Raw genomic sequence first — 16,985 nt, forward strand, 5'->3', positions numbered from 1 at the left:
CTCAGGACCGCACCGGCGCCTGCGCCCGGCCCTTCCACTGCCCGCCGCGCCGCAGCCAGTAGCGCCGTGCCGAGTCGATGGTCGCCCCCAGGTAGAACAGCGCCGTGACCGGCAGCAGCGGCGCCAGCCACGCCGGCTGCCGGTATTCGCGCAGCATCGGCAGGTAGGCCAGGGTCATCGCGCCCCAGGCCAGCCATGCCGGCCACAGCCGCCAGCCGAGCGCCAGCACCGGCGGCACCAGGTAGGTCAGCGCCATGCCCGCCACCGCGCCGCCCAGCAGCAGCGGCGAATAGCGCAGCTGGGTGTAGGCGCTGCGCGCGATCATGTCCCACAGGCTGCGCCAGTCGTTGTAGGGCCGCAACGACACGCTGTCGTCGGCCAGGTCCAGGCGGATCGCGCCGCCGGGCTTGATGCGCGAGGCCAGGCTGCAGTCGTCGATCAGCTCGCCGCGGATGGCGGCAAAGCCGCCAATGCGCGCCAGCGCCGCCCGGCTGGCCAGCATGCAGCCCCCGGCCGCGGCGGCCACGCGGCTGCGGCCATCGCGCACGCGGGCGAAGGGGTAGAGCTTGGCGAAGAAGAAGACAAAGGCCGGCACGATCAGCCGTTCCCAGGCGGATTCGCAGCGCAGCCGCACCATCAGCGAGACCAGGTCGCGCCGCTCGTGCTCGGCGCGCGCCACCAGCGCGGCCAGCACGCCGGGGCCGTGCCAGATATCGGCATCGGTCAGCCAGACGTAGCGGGCCTGCGCGGCGATGCGGTCGGCCGCGGCCAGCCCTTCGGATTGGGCCCAGACCTTGCCGCTCCAGCCGGCCGGCAGCTCGCGGGCGCCGATCACGGTCAGCCCCCGCGGGCGCGCGGTGGCCGCGGCGGCGGCGCGGGCGATATCGGCGGTGCCGTCCTGGCTGTGGTCGTCCACCACCACCAGCGCCAGCCGGCCCGGGTAGCGCTGGCCCAGCACGCCGGCCACGGCGCGGCCGATCACCTCGGCCTCGTTGCGGGCTGGGATGACCGCGACCACGTCTGGCCAGGCCGCGGGATCCGGTGCGGCAGCCGGCTTGCGCACGCGCCAGAAGCCGGCACGGGCAAAGATCAGCACCAGCCAGACCGCCAGCGACAGCAGTGACAACGCCAACGCAAGGTGCATGGGCCGGCCCTATTTGACGAAGCGCCGCGCCAGCCGGGCCAGCCGCGGCACGGTTTCCGGGCGCAGCAGGCGCGCGTCGTAGCCGGCCATGCGCCGGTCGTTCTCGGCCAGGCACAGGTCGATCATCGCGCCCGGCGTCAGGGCTTCGCCCAGCGCCGCGGAACCGTTCATGGTGAAGTTGGCGTCCTGGGCCACGCCGTCGGTGTCGATGCCGCGCGCAATGCCGATGCGCTCCCAGACCAGGAAGGCCCACACCCGCGCCACCTTCAGCGCAAACAGCGGGCGGCGCCACCACGGCAGGTTGCGCCGGTACCAGGCGGCCCAGTTGACGAAGAACAGGATATGGCGGCCTTCCTCCTGGATCACCGGCTCGAAGGTCTCGACCAGCTCGGCGGGGAAGAAGCCCGAGCGCCTGGCCGCGGCGAACAGGCCGAAGGCGAAAAAGCTGTCGATGCACTCGCTGTAGCCGGTGACCAGCCAGCCCCATTCCGGATCGTCAGGTGGCGGGTAGTCAGGCTCGGGCGCGAGCGCGATGCCATAGGCCTCGACCAGCTTCGACAGCACCACCTTGTGGCGCGCCTCCTCGCCGCCGTCCATTTCCAGCGCGCTGCGCAGCAGCGGATCGCCGACGGTATCGGCAAAGGTCTTGACGCGGATCGAGGCGCGGCCCTCGGTCTGCACGGCGATGTCCCAGATCGGCAGCGAGGTGACGCGGTGCAGGGCCTCCGGCGACAGCTTCGGCCAGTCGATCACGGTGGGTTTGTAGGGGTTGTGGGTCTGCAGCAGCATATTGCAGAACGTCTGCAGGTGCTGCGGGGAGCCGATGCGCACCGGCCCCGGGGTGGGGTCGGTCCAGTGGCGCATGGTATGGTCGGCCTGCTCGACGGCAGTGCGAGCGACCGTATCGGCAACCGCGATGGCGCGGGCCTCGGCATCGGCGGCGCTGTTGCGCGGCGGCGCGGCCGCCGCGTTGCCAGCAACCTCAGTGGTCTCGGACATTCGGCCCCCCTGGCGTTGGATTGCCCGGGGGTCATTGTAGCGAGGCGCGCCGGCCGGCGCACCCCGCAGGCTACGGCAAGGTCAGGCGCGGTAGCTGACCGGCCCGCGCGAGCGCATGTCCAGCGCGTAGTAGCACACCGTCAGCAGGACCAGCCAGCCCGGGCCCACGTACAGCGCCACGCGGGTCTCCGGGAAGTAGGCCATCAGCGCCACCACCAGCGCCAGGAAGGCCAGCGCGATGTAGGAGCCATACGGCCAGAACGGCATGCGGAAGGCCAGCGCCTTGCGCTCGGCCGCCGACAGGCTGCGGCGGAAGTTGATCTGCGTGACCAGGATGATGGCCCAGGTCCAGACCGCGCCGAAGGTGGAGATCGCCGTCACCCAGACAAAGACCTGCTCCGGCACCAGGTAATTGAGCAGAACGCCGCACAGCAGCGCGGCGATCGACACCAGCAGCGCGCGGCGCGGCACGCCATTGCGGTCGACCCTGGCAAAGGCCTTGGGCGCCTGGCCCTGCTGCGCCAGGTTGTACAGCATGCGTCCGGTGCTGAAGATGCCGCCGTTGCACGACGACAGCGCCGCGGTCAGCACCACGAAGTTGATGATGCCGGCGGCGGTCTTGATGCCCAGCCGCTCGAAGGTCAGCACGAAGGGGCTGCCCTGGGCGCCGATCTCGTTCCACGGGTACAGTGCCAGGATCACGAACAGCGCGCCCACGTAGAAGATCAGGATGCGCCAGAACACCGAGTTGATCGCGTCCGGGATCGACTTCTTCGGGTTGCGCGCCTCGCCGGCGGTCAGGCCGATCATCTCCACGCCCAGGTAGGCGAACATCACCATCTGCAGCGACATCAGCACGCCGGAGGCGCCGTTGGGCATAAAGCCGCCGTGCGCCCACAGGTTGGAGATGCCGGTGGCGACACCGCCGTTGCCAAAGCCGAACACGATCATCGCGCCGCCGCCGAACAGCATCAGCACGATGGTGACGATTTTGATCATGGCGAACCAGAACTCGAACTCGCCATAGGCCTTGACCGCCATCAGGTTGACCGAGCCCATCGCCGCCAGCGCGGCCAGTGCCCAGATCCAGCGCGGCACGTCGGGGAACCACATGCCCATGTAGATGGCCACGGCGGTGATTTCCGCCACGCAGGTCACCAGCCACAGGAACCAGTAGTTCCAGCCGGTCAGGTAGCCCGCCAGCGGGCCCATGTGGTCCTGCGCGTAGCGGCAGAAGGAGCCGGCCACGGGGTTGTGCACGGCCATCTCGCCCAGCGCGCGCATGATCAGGAAGATCACCGCGCCGCCGATCAGGTAGCCCAGCATGATGGCGGGGCCGGCCATCTTGATGGCATTGCCGGCGCCCAGGAACAGGCCCACGCCGATGGCCGAACCCAGCGCCATCAGCCGGATATGGCGTTCGCCCAGGCCGCGTTGCAGATGTTCTGCGCTTGCACTCATGTGTCGTTGTCTCCGTGTCATCTGAAAGGCCGCGCCGGCCTTCGTGGGGCCGGCGGGAGCAGCTATTTTCTCGTCCGCGGTGGGCCGCAAACGGAAAATAGCGGGCAGGTTAATCAGATAACGGGGGTATTTGTTGCTGAATTCGTCGTGAAAATCAGGAAAGATTGCTGGCGATGGGAGCGGCGATACCCCTGCGCGCAATTGTGTGGCTCGATGGTCCTGCCGTACTGGCACGGGAGCGGCCCCCCCTCCGGCTCAACTTGACACGTCGGTCGCCATCCCGATCCTGAAGGAGGAGATCGAGGCCGCGCGGCAGTCCTGAGCTTCCGCGATTGAGCTGTTCAGCCCAAAGCCTGGACGCCGGCTGAGCCTCGGTAGCTATGAGGTTTACCGGACCTGGATGATGGTCGAAGCCAATCCTGCGATCGAGACCTTTACTGAACGCCCAGCTCGAATTGCCGGTCCGGGCGGCGACGTGATTGACTTCTGGGTCCGCGTGTGCGAAGTGCCCGTCAGTGGCTATCGCGCAGCCCCAGCACGTTTGCGCCGATCTTCGGGTCGATGCCGCGTTCCAGTTGCTGCGGATAGGCCGTCACCGTCACTTCCAGCGATCCGGTGCCGACCTCCATCGACAGGATGTGGCCGCCGTACGTGTCGAAACTGCTGTCGCCGGCCACGCCGTGTGCATGAATCGACGGCTTGCCTTCTTTCCAGGCCAGGCTGCCGACGATGCTGGCCATCTCCACGTTGCGGAAGGTGCGCGGGTTGAACTGCTTCTTCGCGGCATCCCAGAAGCCGAACATGACGTTGGCGAAGCCGATCGCGGACAGGCTTGCGCTGGGCACCTTCTCGCAGATGGCAAAGGCTTCGATCTGCTCGAAGACGTTGTCGCCCATGCGCAGCACTAGCAGGTAGCCGGTGGGGGTCTTGATGTAGCGCGGCACGCTCTCGCGCGGGTAGTTCGGGTTCTGGGCACGGGCGTCCAGTGCCGTCCTGCATTCGGCGGATGGCGCCGGCTGCGCCGCGGCTGGCGCGGGCATCAGGGCGAGGCCGCCAACGGAGGTGGCCGCTGCGAGGATGGCGAGCGCCTGGCGGGCGCGCAGGGTTATGCGAAGGATCATCTGTAGTCTCCTGTCTGGTTTGTTTGCGGTTGGGTTTGTGGCTACGGCAAGAAAATTACGGAGCAGGCGGATGCGGCGGCAGCACGATGTGCCGCCGTCCATATGGACTTCGATGCGGACTCGGTCCACGAACCGGAGTCGGCGTACTCATAAAACATGCGCGGTACCCGCTGCCGGGCGAGCCGACGCAGGTCCTCGATCTCGTTGATGGATGACATCTTGTGTCCTGCAAGGAAGGGAAGCGGCGCGCGGTTGGCCTCAATGCAGCCATGCGGCCGGCACGAGAATCAGCTGCGGGAACAGCACGAACAGGAACATCAGCGCGGTCAGGCTCAGCAGGAAGGGCCAGACGCCGCTGATCACGCTGTCCAGGCTGCACCGGGAAGTGCCGGCCACCACATTGAGCACCGTACCGACCGGCGGCGTCAGCAGGCCGATGGCATTGTTGAGTACGAACATCACGCCGAAGTACACCGGGTCGATGCCCGCCTTGGTGATCACCGGCATCAGGATCGGCGTCATGATCAGCACGGTCGGCATCAGGTCGAGCGCGGTGCCGACCACGATCACCAGGACCATGATCACGAACATCAGCAGGATCTTGTTGTCGATGAACGGCTCGAGCAGGTCGGTCACCTGTGCCGGGATGTTGGCGATGGTGATCAGCCACGCCGAGACCAGCGCGCACGCCACCAGGAACAGCACCGTGCTGGAAGTCTTGGCCGCGGTGACGATCAGATCCGGCAGCGCGCGCAGCTTCAGCTCGCCGTAGACGAAGCGGCCGACCGCCATGGCGTAGACCACCGCCACCACGGCGGCTTCGGTCGGCGTGAAGGCGCCGATCTTCATGCCGCCGATGATCACCACCGGCAGCACCAGCGCCCACACGCCGTCGAGCGCGGCCTTGGCCAGGCGGCGCGCACTGAACGGTTCCACCGGCGCCAGCTTCTCCTTGCGCGCGCAGAAGTGCCAGGTGACGGCGAGCGTCAGCGCCATCATGGCGCCGGGCGCGATGCCGGCCAGGAACAGCTTGGTGATCGAGACCTGCGCGACCACGCCGAACACGACGATGGCGATCGACGGCGGGATCACCGGCGCAATGATGCCGCCCGCTGCGATCAGGCCCGCGGCGCGCGGCACGTTGTAGCCGGCGTTGCGCATCATCGGGATCAGCAGCGCGGCGACGGCGGCGGTATCGGCCACCGCCGAGCCGGAGATGCTGGCCACCACCGTGGCCGCGATGATCGCCACGTAGCCCAGCCCGCCGCGCACGTGCCCGACCGCCGCATTCGCCACGCGCACGATCCGTTGCGACAGCCCGCCGGCGTTCATCAGCTCGCCGGCCAGCATGAAGAACGGCACCGCCATCAGCGGATAGTTGTTGACGCCCTCGAGCATGTTCTGCGCGAGGATCTGCGTATCGAAGTTGCCCAGGTGCAGCATCAGCGCGACACCAGAAGCGAGCAGCGCAAAGGCGATGGGCATGCCGAGCGACATCGCGCCCAGCAGCGAGCCGACAAAGACAAAGATGGTCATGATGGGCTCCTCGCGGTCATTCGCCGGTGGCGCCGGACTGCGGCACCAGTTCATGCTGCGGCATGCGGCCGCTGACCAGCCGCCACAGCCCGTGCAGAAGAATCGCCGCCATGCCGACGCTGCATACCAGCAGGCAGGCATAGACCACGCCCAGCGGCACGCCGGTGACGGGGGCACGGTCGTCCATGCCGATCGCCACCAGCTGCCAGGCGCCGTGCGCCAGCAGCAGGCAGCAGCCCAGCGCGCCTGCATCGGCCAGCAGGCGGCAGGCGCGCTGGCCGTTTTCCCCCAGTCGCGAGACCACCGTGGACATGCCGAGGTGAGCCTTGTCGTGCATCACCAGCAGCGCGCCGGTCAGCGTCAGCCACATGAAGATGAAGCGCGAGGCTTCCTCAGAGAAGGCAATGCCGGAATTGAAGACGTAGCGCAGGACCACGTTGCCGAAGACCAGCACGATCATGGTGGCCATCATGGCGACCATGGCGCCCTGGGCCAGGCGGAGCGTAATGCGGTTCATGATTTGGAGCTCCTGGTTGGACGGGCGTCAGCGCAGGCTCGCTGCGGGCGCCTCGATCCGGTAAAAGCGCATGGCGTTGTCGTGCCACACCGCTTGGGCGGCGGCGTCGGGCAGGCATTCCAGCCCCGCGGCCACGGTGTTGACGATTTCATGCAGAGATGCGCGCAGGCCGGAAACCGGCAGATTGCTGGCGAACATGCAGCGCTGCCAGCCGAAGATTTCCAGCGCCTGCTGGATCACGCCGACATTGCCGGCGCGGTCCCACGCCGCGCCGGGCAGGCCGAACTCGGACAGCTTCAGGTGCACGCCGGGCAGGCTGGACAGCGCCGTGAGTCCGCGGCGCCAGCCGCCCAGGCCGGCTTCCGAGCGGTCCCACGGCAGGCCGGTGTGCTCGACCACCACCGCCAGTCCCGGCACGGCCGCTATCGCCTCCGCGGCTTCCTCAAGGTGCCACCAGGGCACGCGCAGGTCCCACGCCAGACCATGCTCGGCCAGCCGCTGCAGGCCGGACTGCCAGCGCGGATCCTGTAGCGTGCCCGGCTGCCCGCGCACGCTGCCATCGGCGGTGCGGCTGGTGCGCGGCTTGCACCGCACGCTCCGCACCAGCGGGAAGGCCTGGTGCGCGCGCAATTGCGCCGCCAGCGTGTCACTGTTGAAATCGGCATGCGCCACCACTGCATTGGGAAAGCCGTGTCGCGCGTGGACCTGATGCAGCCACGCGGTCTCGGCCATCGACTCGTCGGCATGCCGTTCGGCTTCGACATGCACGCTGGCGGCCAGGTGCAGCCCGTCCCACTGCCGCAGGTAGTCCGACGGATCGAAGTCCTGCCGCAGCGTGGCGTAGTCGCCAAGGAAGAAGGCGGCAGGGTCGTATCCTTCCTGCAGCCAGGGGTAGCGCGCCGTGCCGAGCCGCCACAGGTGGTGGTGGGCGTCGACGATGGCGGTGGGTAGCACCGGCATGGCTCGTCCTCCTACCGCTGGGCGTCCATGGCGCGCAGCACGGCGTCGCCGTTCTTCTGCACGAACAGCTGGCGCGTTTCCTCGCGCACTACCTTGCGGATGCCGGAGTTGTCGGGATGCTCGTTGACCTGCACGCCCTTGGCGCGCAGCGTGGCGATTGCGGCCGCTTCGTTGTCGGCGTTGAGCTTGCGCTGGTAGTTGGCGGCGGCCGCGGCTTCTTCCAGCAGCACCTTCTGGTACTCAGGCTTGAGCGAATCAAACCTGGCCTTATTCATCAGCACCACCAGCGCCGTATAGGCGTGGCGCGTCATCGAGACGTACTTCTGCACCTCGTACATCTTGGCCGACACCATCAGCGTGGGCGGGTTTTCCTGGCCGTCCACCGCACCGGATTCCAACGCGCCGAAGACCTCGGCGAACGGCATCGGCTGCGGGCTCGCACCCAGCAGCTGGAAGGCCTTGATATGCGAAGGGTTGGGCGTGGTGCGGATCTTCAGGCCGCGGATGTCCTCGGCCTTGTTGATGGGCCGTTTGTTGTTACCCAGGCTGCGGAAGCCGATTTCCCAGAAGGCCAGGCCCTTGATGCGGTGCGCGCCCAGCTCGTCGAGCAGCGAGAGGCCCACCGCGCCGTCCAGCACCTTGTAGGCCGACGGGCCATCCTCGAACTGGTAGGGCAGGTCGAGAACGTTCAGGCGCGGCACCAGACCGGTGACAAAGGGATTGCCGGTGGCACCGATGTCGATGGTGCCGCTGCGCACGCCCGTGACCAGCGTGGTGTCGTTGCCGAGCTGGCTGTTGGCAAAGACCTGGATCTCGACACCGCCCTGCGTGCGCTCCTTGACCTTCTTGCTGAAGGCCAGCGCGGCCTGATGCTGCGAATCGGTTTCCGGAACGGTATGGGCAAAGCGCAGCTTGACGGGCGTCTGCGCGGCGGCCACGCCGGCGACGGACAATAGCGCCGCCAGCACGATATGCGGGATAACGTGTTTCATGGTGTCTCCTGGTTTGTCATGCGGCCCGGTCGGGTATGCCGGGCTCTGTGCTGCCCCGTGCGGGGGCGGGTGTTTCGCGCGATCTACAGAGAGGCCTGCAGCATTGCCGTGTAGTCTTCGGCGCTGGCCACGCGCGGGTTGGTCTTGTGGCAATGGTCGGCCAGCGCGTAGTTGATCGCGCGGGGGAACAGGGCAGGGTCCACACCCATCTGCCGCAAGCCTGCCGGCAGGCCCAGGCGCTGGTTCATGTCCGTGATGGCCGCGCCGATGGCGCCGGCGTCGGGCAGGCCCATGGCCTGCGCGATGCGCTCCAGCTTGGCCTCTGCCTGCATCGACGGCGCGTCCGCATTGAAGCGGATCACCGCCGGGAGCAGCACCGCGTTCAGGGTGCCGTGGTGCAGCGTTGGCATCAGCCCGCCGAGCGCATGGCTCAGGCTGTGCACGCAACCCAGGCCTTTCTGGAACGCCAACGCGCCCTGCATCGACGCGCTCATCATCGCCAGCCGTGCGGCACGGTCCTTTGGATCGCGCCGCGCGCGTTCGATATGTAGCCAGGCGCGGCGCAGGCCATCCAGCGCGATGCCGTCGGCCGGCGGGTTGAAGGCCGGCGCCATGAAGGTCTCCAGGCAATGCGCGATGGCATCCATGCCGGTGGCCGCGGTCAGCATCGGCGGCAGGCCCAGGGTCAGCTCGGGATCGCAGATCGCCACGCGCGGCACCAGGTAAGGCGACAGCACGCCCACTTTGCGGCCGTCGTCGAGGATCAGCACCGCGCCGCGGCCGACTTCGCTGCCGGTGCCGGCAGTGGTGGGGATGGCGATCACCGGCGCGGTCGCAGGCGTGATCCGCGCCACGCCGCCTTCGATCGCGGCGAACTGGCGCAGCGGGCCGTCGTGCGTGGCGCACACTGCCACGCCCTTGGCCAGGTCGATGGGCGAGCCGCCGCCCACCGCGATGATGCCGTCGCAGCGGTAGTCGCCATAGAGGCGCACGGCTTCGCGCATGGCGGCTTCGGTCGGGTTGGACGGCGTGCCGTCGTAGATCACGGCTTCGCAGCCAGGGCGCAGCTGCTCCAGCACGCGCTGGACGATGCCCGCGGCCTTGACGCCGGCGTCGGTGACCACCAGCGGGCGCGTGATGCCGATGCGTTCGCATTCCTGGGCCAGCAGCCCGATCGCGCCGAAGTCGATCTGGATCTGGGTGATGTAGTTGATGAGGGCCATCTTGTCTCCGTGCTGTGTGTGGTGTGCCGGGCGCCGCAGGCGGGCCGGCTGCATTGGTGACGAAGTCTAGAAACAAGGCCCGCAGGTAACAACGTGGATTTACTTGAAGGGAGCCCAAGAAAAATTCACAGCAACGAATGCCTAGTTTTTCTTGAAACGGCGCTGAGATTTTCTCGTTTTGCGGCGCGCGACGCGGGCCCTAGACTGGCGCAGACCAGCCGGATTCCGGACCACCGCCCGCACATGCCGGGCCTCCTCCACACCAACGACAACCATGAGACAACCGATCCTGATCGAGCGCGACGCCCAGGTCGCCACCATCACGCTGAATAACCCGGACAAGCTCAATGCCATGGACCTATCCATGTGGCAGGGCCTGACCGAAGCCATTCAGGGCCTGTCTGCCGACGACACGCTGCGCTGCGTGGTGCTGCGCGGCGCCGGCGACAAGGCCTTCGCCGCCGGCGCGGACATCGCCGAGTTCGACACCATGCGCGCCAACGCGGCGCAGGCGCAGCAGTATGGCGAGATCACCAACGCCACCATGCGCGCCATCGCCGAATGCCGGCACCCGACCATCGCGCTGATCCAGGGCGCGTGCGTCGGCGGCGGGCTGGAGATCGCCTCGATGTGCGACCTCCGCATCTGCGGCGAGTCAAGCCGCTTCGGCGTGCCGGTCAACCGGCTCGGACTGGTGATGTCGTATGGCGAACTGGGCGGGCTGGTGGCGCTTGCGGGGCCGGCGACCGCGCTGGAGATCGTGCTGGAAGGCCGCGTGTTCGATGCTGCGGAGGCACTGGAAAAGCGCCTCGTCAACCGAGTGGTGGCGGATGAGGCGGTGCCTGACGAAGCCTACGCGACAGCACGCCGCATTGCCGCCGGCGCGCCGCTGGTGGCGCGCTGGCACAAGCAGTTCGTGCGCCGGTTGTCGGACCCCACGCCGCTGCGTCCGGAAGAGCATGCCGAGTCCTATGTCTGCTTCGATACCGAGGATTTCCGTATCGGCCACCGCGCCTTTATCGACAAGACCCGGCCGCAATTCGTGGGCCGTTGAAAGCACCTTTTTTCCAAGCACCGTGGCACCGTCATTCCCATGCGGCTGCCTCAACCTCAGGTGGTATCCATGAATTTGCCGTTATCGAAAATCAAGGTCCTGGACGTCAGCCAGATCATGGCGGGTCCGTTCTGCTGCATGCTGCTGGGCGACATGGGCGCCGATGTTATCAAGGTCGAAGCGCCGGGTGCCGGCGACCAGACCCGCAAGTCAATGGGTTTCCGGCTCAAGGGCGATGACAGCGGCGGCTTCCTGGCGCTGAACCGTAACAAGCGCAGTGTCGAGATTGACCTGAAGAACCCGGCCGGCCTGGAGGCTTTCTATGAACTGGTGCGCGGCGCCGACGTGCTGGTGGAAAACAACCGCCCGGGCGTGGCCGCTCGTTTGAAGATCGACTATGCGGTGCTGCGCGAGATTAACCCGCGCCTGGTCTACGCGAGCATCTCCGGCTTCGGCCAGACCGGACCGTGGTCGCGACGCCCGGGGCTGGACCTGATCGCGCAGGCCATGTCAGGCGTGATGAGCGTGATGGGCCATCCGGACGCGCCGCCGGTCAAGGCTAGCGTGCCGATCGCCGACCTGGGGGCCGGGCTGTTCACTGCCTATGGCGTCCTGAGCGCGCTGATGGGGCGCGAGCATACCGGACAGGGACAATATGTGGATGCGTCGCTGTTCGAGACGGCGCTGGGGTTGTCGGTATGGGAGTCGGCCGAGTTTTGGGGCACCGGCGCCGTGCCGGTACCGATCGGCAGCGCCAACCGCATGAGTGCGCCGTACCAGGCTGTGCGCGCCGCCGACCGGCACTTTGTCATCGGCGCGGCCAACCCCAAGCTGTGGGCCGCGCTGTGCGAGGTCATCGAGCGGCCCGACCTGCTTGCCGATCCGCGCTTTACCGACAACGCCGCCCGCATCCGCAACCGCGCCGCGCTGATTCCTGAAATTGAGGCAGAATTCGCGCGCAAGCCGGCGGCGGAGTGGGTGGATGCGCTGCTGGCGGCTGGTGTGCCGGCGGCACCGATCTTCACCTACGACGAAGCGCTGGCCAGCGAACAGGCGGTGGCGCGGGACATGGTGCTGGAGATCGATCACCCGGTCGAAGGGCGGGTCAAGGCGCTGGGGTTCCCGGTCAAGCTGAGCGGCACGCCGCAGCAGGTGCGCTATCCGGCGCCGTTGCTGGGCCAGCATACCGATGAGGTGCTGGGCGAGTTCGGCCTGGACGCGGCCACCGTCACGCGGCTGCGTGCGCAGGGGGCGTTCGGCGCACCGGCCCGCGCACAGGAACTGGAACGCGGTGCCGCCTGAGCGCACCGCGGTCATCATCTATACCGATAAAAGACAGGAGACAACCATGACGATGTCACGTTCGCTAATGCGGCGCTGGGCGATGCCGGCGGCCGTGGTACTGGGGCTGCTGGGCGGTACAGCCACGGCGAGTGCGGAAACATACCCTAGCCGGCGCATCGAACTGATTGTGCCGTGGCAGGCAGGCGGCGGGGCGGACGTGGTGGCGCGCGCGCTGTCCGCCGCGGCCGCCAGGCACCTGCCGCAGCCGATCGTCGTCATCAACAAGCCGGGCGCCACCGGCGCGGTAGGCTTGGGCGAAGTGGTTCACGCGAAGCCGGATGGCTACAAGCTGGTGCTGTCGTCCAGCGAGCTGACCTTCCTGAACTACCTCGGGCTGGCCAAGTTCACTTACCAGGACCTGATCCCCGTCGCTCGCCTGAACGCGGACCCGGCCGCCGTGGCGGTACGGGCCGATGCGCCGTGGACCACGATCGAGCAGTTCGTCGCCGATGCGCGCAAGCCGGACGCCAATGTCCGCGTGGGTAACGCAGGGCAGGGCTCCGCGTGGCATATGGCAGCCGCCGCGCTGGCGGACAAGACCGGCGCGAAATTCAACCACATTCCCTATGCCGGCGGCGCTCCCGCTACGCTCGCGCTGCTGGGCGGGCATATCGATGCGGTCACGGTCAGTACGGCGGAGGTCTTCACGCATGTGGCCGCGGGCAAGCTCAAGGTGTTGGCGGTGATGGCGGACAAGCGGGTCGGCGGCTTCGAGAACGTGCCAACGCTGAAGGAGCGCAATATCGACCTGTCGATGGGGATCTGGCGCGGCATCTCGGCGCCAAAGGGCACGCCGCCCGAGGTGATTGCGGTACTGAAGACGGCGATTGCGAAATCCGTGCAGGAGCCGGTGATGCGCCAGACGCTGGAGAAGCTGCACTTCAGCACCGACACCTATGCCGATGACGTGACGCTGCAGGCCGCCATGGTGAAGGAGTCGGCGCAGTTCAAGCAGCTCGCCAGCCGCATCAGCGTCAGGGAGTAGGCCCATGCGCGACACACCTGCGGAGAGCGCGGCGCCCGTCGAGCCTTTTATCGATGCACACCAGCATTTCTGGAACCTGGCGCGCAACCCTTACCCGTGGCTGCAGGACGAAACCGTGCCGAACTTCCGCTATGGCGATTACTCGGCGCTGCGCAGGAACTATCTTCCGGAGGATCTTGCCCGTGACACGGCTGGCTGCGCGCCGGTGAAGACGGTGCACGTGGAAGCCGAATGGGCGCGCGCCAATCCTGGCGACGAGACCGCGTGGCTGACGCAGCTCGCCGCGCAGACAGGCCGGCCAACGGTGATTGTCGGCCATGCCCAGCTTGACCGAGGCGATGTCGATGGAGTGCTGGCGGGGCATGCCGCCTACGCCATGATGCGCGGCATCCGCAACAAGCCCGTGACCGCGGCGCGGCGCGAGGACGCGCGGCGCGGCGTGCCGGGCTCGATGGACGATGAGCGCTGGCGGCGAGGCTATGCCTTGCTTGCTCGCCATGGCATGTCCTTCGACCTGCAGGCGCCGTGGTGGAACATGGATCAGGCGGCAGCACTGGCACGGGATTTCCCGGGCACGCAGCTGATCCTGAACCATACCGGGTTGCCGGCTGACCGCAGTGAAGCCGGCCTGGCCGGCTGGCGCGCCGCGATGGCCGAGCTGGCCAGGCAACCCAATGTTGCCGTGAAGATCTCTGGCCTGGGATTGCCGGGCAAGCCGTGGACGCAGGCCGACAACGTGCCCGTGATCCGCGATGCCATCGCCATCTTCGGCACGGAGCGCTGCATGTTCGCCAGCAACTATCCGGTGGACAGCCTCGTGGCGAGCTACGACACCATCGTCGCAGGCTTCCGCGCCGCCATCGCCGTCTATTCACCCGAACAGCAGCGCGCGCTGTGGCACGACAACGCCGCGCGCTTCTATCGCCTGTAGCAGTGCATCACAAGGATCCGCCACCCGCCCGGCTCGCGCTGCGGCGGGCCGGGCGGCTTCGTCCATAAACCTGAAAGGAACCCCTGATGAAGAACGGATTGCAACCGGGCGCGACCTGCGCGCGCACGCTGACAGTCGACCGCCAGCGCACCATAGATTTTCTCGGCGAAAGCCTGCGCATCTACGCCACGCCCGAGCTGGTACGCGACATTGAGCAGACTTGCCTCGACTTCGTGCAAGGCGTTCTCGATGACGGTGAAAGCTCGGTCGGCGCGGAGGTCTCGGTGCAACACACCGGTGCCACGCCGCTGGGCGGCGAGGTGCGCATCCATGCCGAGATCACGGCCGTCGACGGCCGCAGTGTCACATTTAGCGTGACCGCCGACGATGCGGTGGAGCGGGTTTGCAGCGGCACGCATCGCCGCTTCATTGTCGATGTCGAGCGTTTGCGCGCACGCGTGCAGAAGAAGACGGCGTCGATGCCGGCCGTGGCCTGAAGCCGCGCTGTTTGCCTGTCCGGTGCGGCGGGCACGGGCAGCTTGCGGGACGCGCCCCGCAAGCTGCGCTCAGACGGGGGCCGGCTGCTGCTGGTCCGCCGACACTTCCGCGCGGATCCAGTCAGTGAAGCTGCGGATGCGACGATCCTCCAGCCTCTCCTTCGGGAAGACCACGAAGTAAGAGAATTCGACCGGCAGCCGGATCGCTTCGAACAATCGCACCAGCCGGCCTTCGGCCAGGTCCTGCTCGATCCAGTTCTTCTTGACCAGCGCCACGCCCAGGCCATTAAGCGCGGCGTTGATGACCAGGTGGCTTGGCCAGAACGACGGCCCGCGGCTGGCATCGACATCGGTCACGCCGGCGTGCTCAAGCCACATTGCCCAGTCGGGGTTGCTCACGTCCGTATACGTGCTGTCGTCGTGCAGCAGCGTATGGTGCTTCAGGTCGGACGGCGTTTCGAGCGGCAGAGAACCTTGCAGCAGCGCCGGGCTGCACACGGGGATGACTTCGACCGCCATGCAAAGCTCGCAGTGCAGGCCGGGGTAATCGCCGCGGCCATAGCGGATCGCCATGTCGAAATCGTCGCGCTCGAAGTCGATGCGATGGTTCGAGGTGGACACCTTCAGGTCGATATCCGGGTGCGCCTTCATGAAGCGGTCCATGCGCGGGATCAGCCATTTGACCGCGAACGTGGGCGGCATGTTGACCTTCAGCGCGGGGCGGTCCTTGCTATGCAGGCGGTGCGTGGCATCGGCGAGCTGCTTGAAGGCCAGCTGCACGCTGGGCAGGTAGGCGGTGCCGGCGGGTGTCAGGACCAGCGCCTTGGCCTCGCGGATAAACAACTGCACGCCAAGGCTTTCTTCCAGTGCCTTGATCTGGTGGCTGACTGCCGACGGCGTGACGAATAATTCCTCCGCGGCCCGCGTGAAGCTCAGATGCCGGGCAGCCACTTCGAACGCCCTGAGCGGGTTGAGTGGGGGAATCTGTCTCGACATATCGGGGGTACGCAATCCTGTAGACGCCTTGCCGGCATGCGGGGTGCTGTGGCACCGGCAAGCCGCTGCACGATAGCATTCGTGCCGGGCCATGGGAATAGGGCCTGTCCCCATGTAGGTGAATTCACGGCCGCCCCGTTTGCGGCCCGCCGGGCAGCTCGATAAGCCTAGGCCAGCATGACAATGCGCATGTTTAGAGGGAGCGTCAGCCCGCCTCCTGCGGCGTGAGATCGGGTATCTCGCCGCTTGCCGGTACCAACGTCTTGCGAAAGATCTCCACCAGGGGCCTCAGGTTGATCTTGTGCCAGGCCGCCCATAAAGGCGTCCGATAGTTGAGCCACGACAAATCGTGCAGTACCACACCCGCCGGCGCTTGGTGGCGCAGGCTTTGCTGGATCGTGGTGACGCCGAGTCCCGCGGCGACCAGGCCAAGGGCCGCCAGCGGTTCCGTGGCCTCCATCGTTATCGTCGGCGTGAAGCCGGCCTTCGCACAAGCCGCGATGAACGTGTCATGCCGTAGCGCGCTTTCCCTGTGCATGACACCGATCCACTTCTGCGCAGCGAGATCTTCCGGGGTGATCCGTTGCGCCACTGCCAGCGGATGCCCCTCGGGCAGCGCCAGCAGCATCGGATCATTGAGCACCTGGGCAGCCTCGAGGTCTGTATCGTCAGGTGGCGGCGGCTCGCAGACGAGTGCGATGTCGAGGCTGCGCTGGCGCAGCCCCTCCAGTTGAACGTCCGACTGCTGGTTGTACAGCGCGATATGCACCGCAGGCCGGCTGTCGCGCAGTTCGCGCAAGGCATTCGGCAGCACGCCCGAATGCATCGCATATTCCAGGTAGCCGATGCACAGCCCGCCTTCGTCGCCGCGGCCAAGCCGTCGCGCCAGCGATTCGAGCCGGTTGGCATGCGTCAGGAATGCGCGGGTCTCGGCCAGGAACGTGCGGCCGTCGCGGGTCAGGCGGATTCGTTGCTGCGAGCGCTCGAACAGCGTCACCCCGAGTTTCTCTTCAAGCTGGGCGATCTGCCGGCTAAGTGGCGATTGGGAGATATGCAGCCGCTCGGCGGCACGTCCGACGTGCTCATCCTCGGCGACGGCCACGAAATAATGAAGTTGGCGGATATCTAACATTTAAGACCTTTTGGGACTCAAGTTCGGCAAATTCTGTCTTGGACAGACTTAATTGGCAACCCTAGACTGCCTTCACCCCAAACATATTTTGCA

Annotated in this window: 17 protein-coding genes; 5 read left to right on the top strand and 12 right to left on the bottom strand. The window is 67.1% G+C overall.

Features of this window, described 5'->3' with window-relative positions; genetic code table 11:
- Nucleotide 1: 1 nt before the first annotated feature.
- The 10 genes from AC3WL8_RS04500 to gbd form a co-directional block, all read right to left on the bottom strand.
- Nucleotides 2–1,144 carry a glycosyltransferase gene (locus AC3WL8_RS04500; protein ID WP_013953777.1) on the bottom strand — a complete coding sequence of 381 codons (1,143 nt, stop codon included), beginning with the start codon at nt 1,142–1,144 and terminating at the stop codon, nt 2–4.
- 9 nt (nt 1,145–1,153) lie between these two features.
- Nucleotides 1,154–2,143: a ferritin-like domain-containing protein gene (locus AC3WL8_RS04505; RefSeq protein WP_492377951.1), complete on the bottom strand. Its 990-nt coding sequence runs from the start codon at nt 2,141–2,143 to the stop codon at nt 1,154–1,156.
- 81 nt (nt 2,144–2,224) lie between these two features.
- On the bottom strand, nt 2,225–3,604 hold the full coding sequence (locus tag AC3WL8_RS04510) for an amino acid permease (RefSeq protein ID WP_153953305.1): 1,380 nt from the start codon (nt 3,602–3,604) through the stop codon (nt 2,225–2,227).
- Nucleotides 3,605–4,116: 512 nt separating this feature from the next.
- Nucleotides 4,117–4,725, bottom strand: a complete 609-nt coding sequence (locus tag AC3WL8_RS04515; RefSeq protein WP_492377952.1) for a PPC domain-containing DNA-binding protein — start codon at nt 4,723–4,725, stop codon at nt 4,117–4,119.
- 41 nt (nt 4,726–4,766) lie between these two features.
- A complete protein-coding gene (locus tag AC3WL8_RS04520) occupies nt 4,767–4,943 on the bottom strand; it encodes a hypothetical protein (RefSeq protein WP_153953306.1) in 177 nt (58 codons plus the stop codon).
- A gap of 40 nt (nt 4,944–4,983) precedes the next feature.
- Nucleotides 4,984–6,261 carry a TRAP transporter large permease gene (locus AC3WL8_RS04525; protein ID WP_153953307.1) on the bottom strand — a complete coding sequence of 426 codons (1,278 nt, stop codon included), beginning with the start codon at nt 6,259–6,261 and terminating at the stop codon, nt 4,984–4,986.
- Between the two features lie 16 nt (nt 6,262–6,277).
- On the bottom strand, nt 6,278–6,778 hold the full coding sequence (locus AC3WL8_RS04530; RefSeq protein ID WP_013953770.1) for a TRAP transporter small permease: 501 nt from the start codon (nt 6,776–6,778) through the stop codon (nt 6,278–6,280).
- 27 nt (nt 6,779–6,805) lie between these two features.
- Nucleotides 6,806–7,738 (bottom strand): amidohydrolase family protein, encoded by a 933-nt coding sequence (locus AC3WL8_RS04535; RefSeq protein ID WP_114133179.1) that lies wholly within the window; start codon nt 7,736–7,738, stop codon nt 6,806–6,808.
- An 11-nt stretch (nt 7,739–7,749) separates the two neighbouring features.
- Nucleotides 7,750–8,730, bottom strand: a complete 981-nt coding sequence (locus tag AC3WL8_RS04540; protein ID WP_492377953.1) for a DctP family TRAP transporter solute-binding subunit — start codon at nt 8,728–8,730, stop codon at nt 7,750–7,752.
- Nucleotides 8,731–8,813: 83 nt separating this feature from the next.
- Nucleotides 8,814–9,953: a 4-hydroxybutyrate dehydrogenase gene (gene gbd / locus AC3WL8_RS04545; RefSeq protein WP_492377954.1), complete on the bottom strand. Its 1,140-nt coding sequence runs from the start codon at nt 9,951–9,953 to the stop codon at nt 8,814–8,816.
- A gap of 274 nt (nt 9,954–10,227) precedes the next feature.
- Between gbd and AC3WL8_RS04550 the strand changes: the two genes are divergently transcribed.
- The 5 genes from AC3WL8_RS04550 to AC3WL8_RS04570 all read left to right on the top strand — a co-directional run bounded on the left by AC3WL8_RS04550 (nt 10,228) and on the right by AC3WL8_RS04570 (nt 14,764).
- A complete protein-coding gene (locus AC3WL8_RS04550) occupies nt 10,228–11,007 on the top strand; it encodes an enoyl-CoA hydratase-related protein (RefSeq protein WP_013953766.1) in 780 nt (259 codons plus the stop codon).
- A gap of 69 nt (nt 11,008–11,076) precedes the next feature.
- The gene (locus AC3WL8_RS04555) at nt 11,077–12,309 is read left to right on the top strand and encodes a CaiB/BaiF CoA transferase family protein (protein ID WP_013953765.1); all 1,233 of its coding nucleotides are present in this window, start codon (nt 11,077–11,079) and stop codon (nt 12,307–12,309) included.
- A 46-nt stretch (nt 12,310–12,355) separates the two neighbouring features.
- Complete coding sequence (locus AC3WL8_RS04560) at nt 12,356–13,336, top strand: Bug family tripartite tricarboxylate transporter substrate binding protein (RefSeq protein WP_492377955.1); 981 nt, start codon at nt 12,356–12,358, stop codon at nt 13,334–13,336.
- Nucleotides 13,337–13,340: 4 nt separating this feature from the next.
- Nucleotides 13,341–14,267, top strand: coding sequence for an amidohydrolase family protein (locus AC3WL8_RS04565; protein WP_013953763.1), 927 nt, complete (start codon nt 13,341–13,343; stop codon nt 14,265–14,267).
- An 86-nt stretch (nt 14,268–14,353) separates the two neighbouring features.
- Entirely contained in the window at nt 14,354–14,764 is a 411-nt protein-coding gene (locus AC3WL8_RS04570) for a thioesterase family protein (RefSeq protein ID WP_492377956.1), read from the top strand.
- A 69-nt stretch (nt 14,765–14,833) separates the two neighbouring features.
- Here the strand turns inward: AC3WL8_RS04570 and AC3WL8_RS04575 are convergent, their stop codons facing one another.
- A complete protein-coding gene (locus tag AC3WL8_RS04575; RefSeq protein ID WP_041228714.1) occupies nt 14,834–15,760 on the bottom strand; it encodes a transcriptional regulator GcvA in 927 nt (308 codons plus the stop codon).
- Nucleotides 15,761–15,965: 205 nt separating this feature from the next.
- A complete protein-coding gene (locus AC3WL8_RS04580; RefSeq protein WP_153953310.1) occupies nt 15,966–16,892 on the bottom strand; it encodes a LysR family transcriptional regulator in 927 nt (308 codons plus the stop codon).
- Nucleotides 16,893–16,985 lie beyond the last annotated feature (93 nt).

The organism is Cupriavidus sp. FW305-F7 (genome assembly GCF_058782875.1).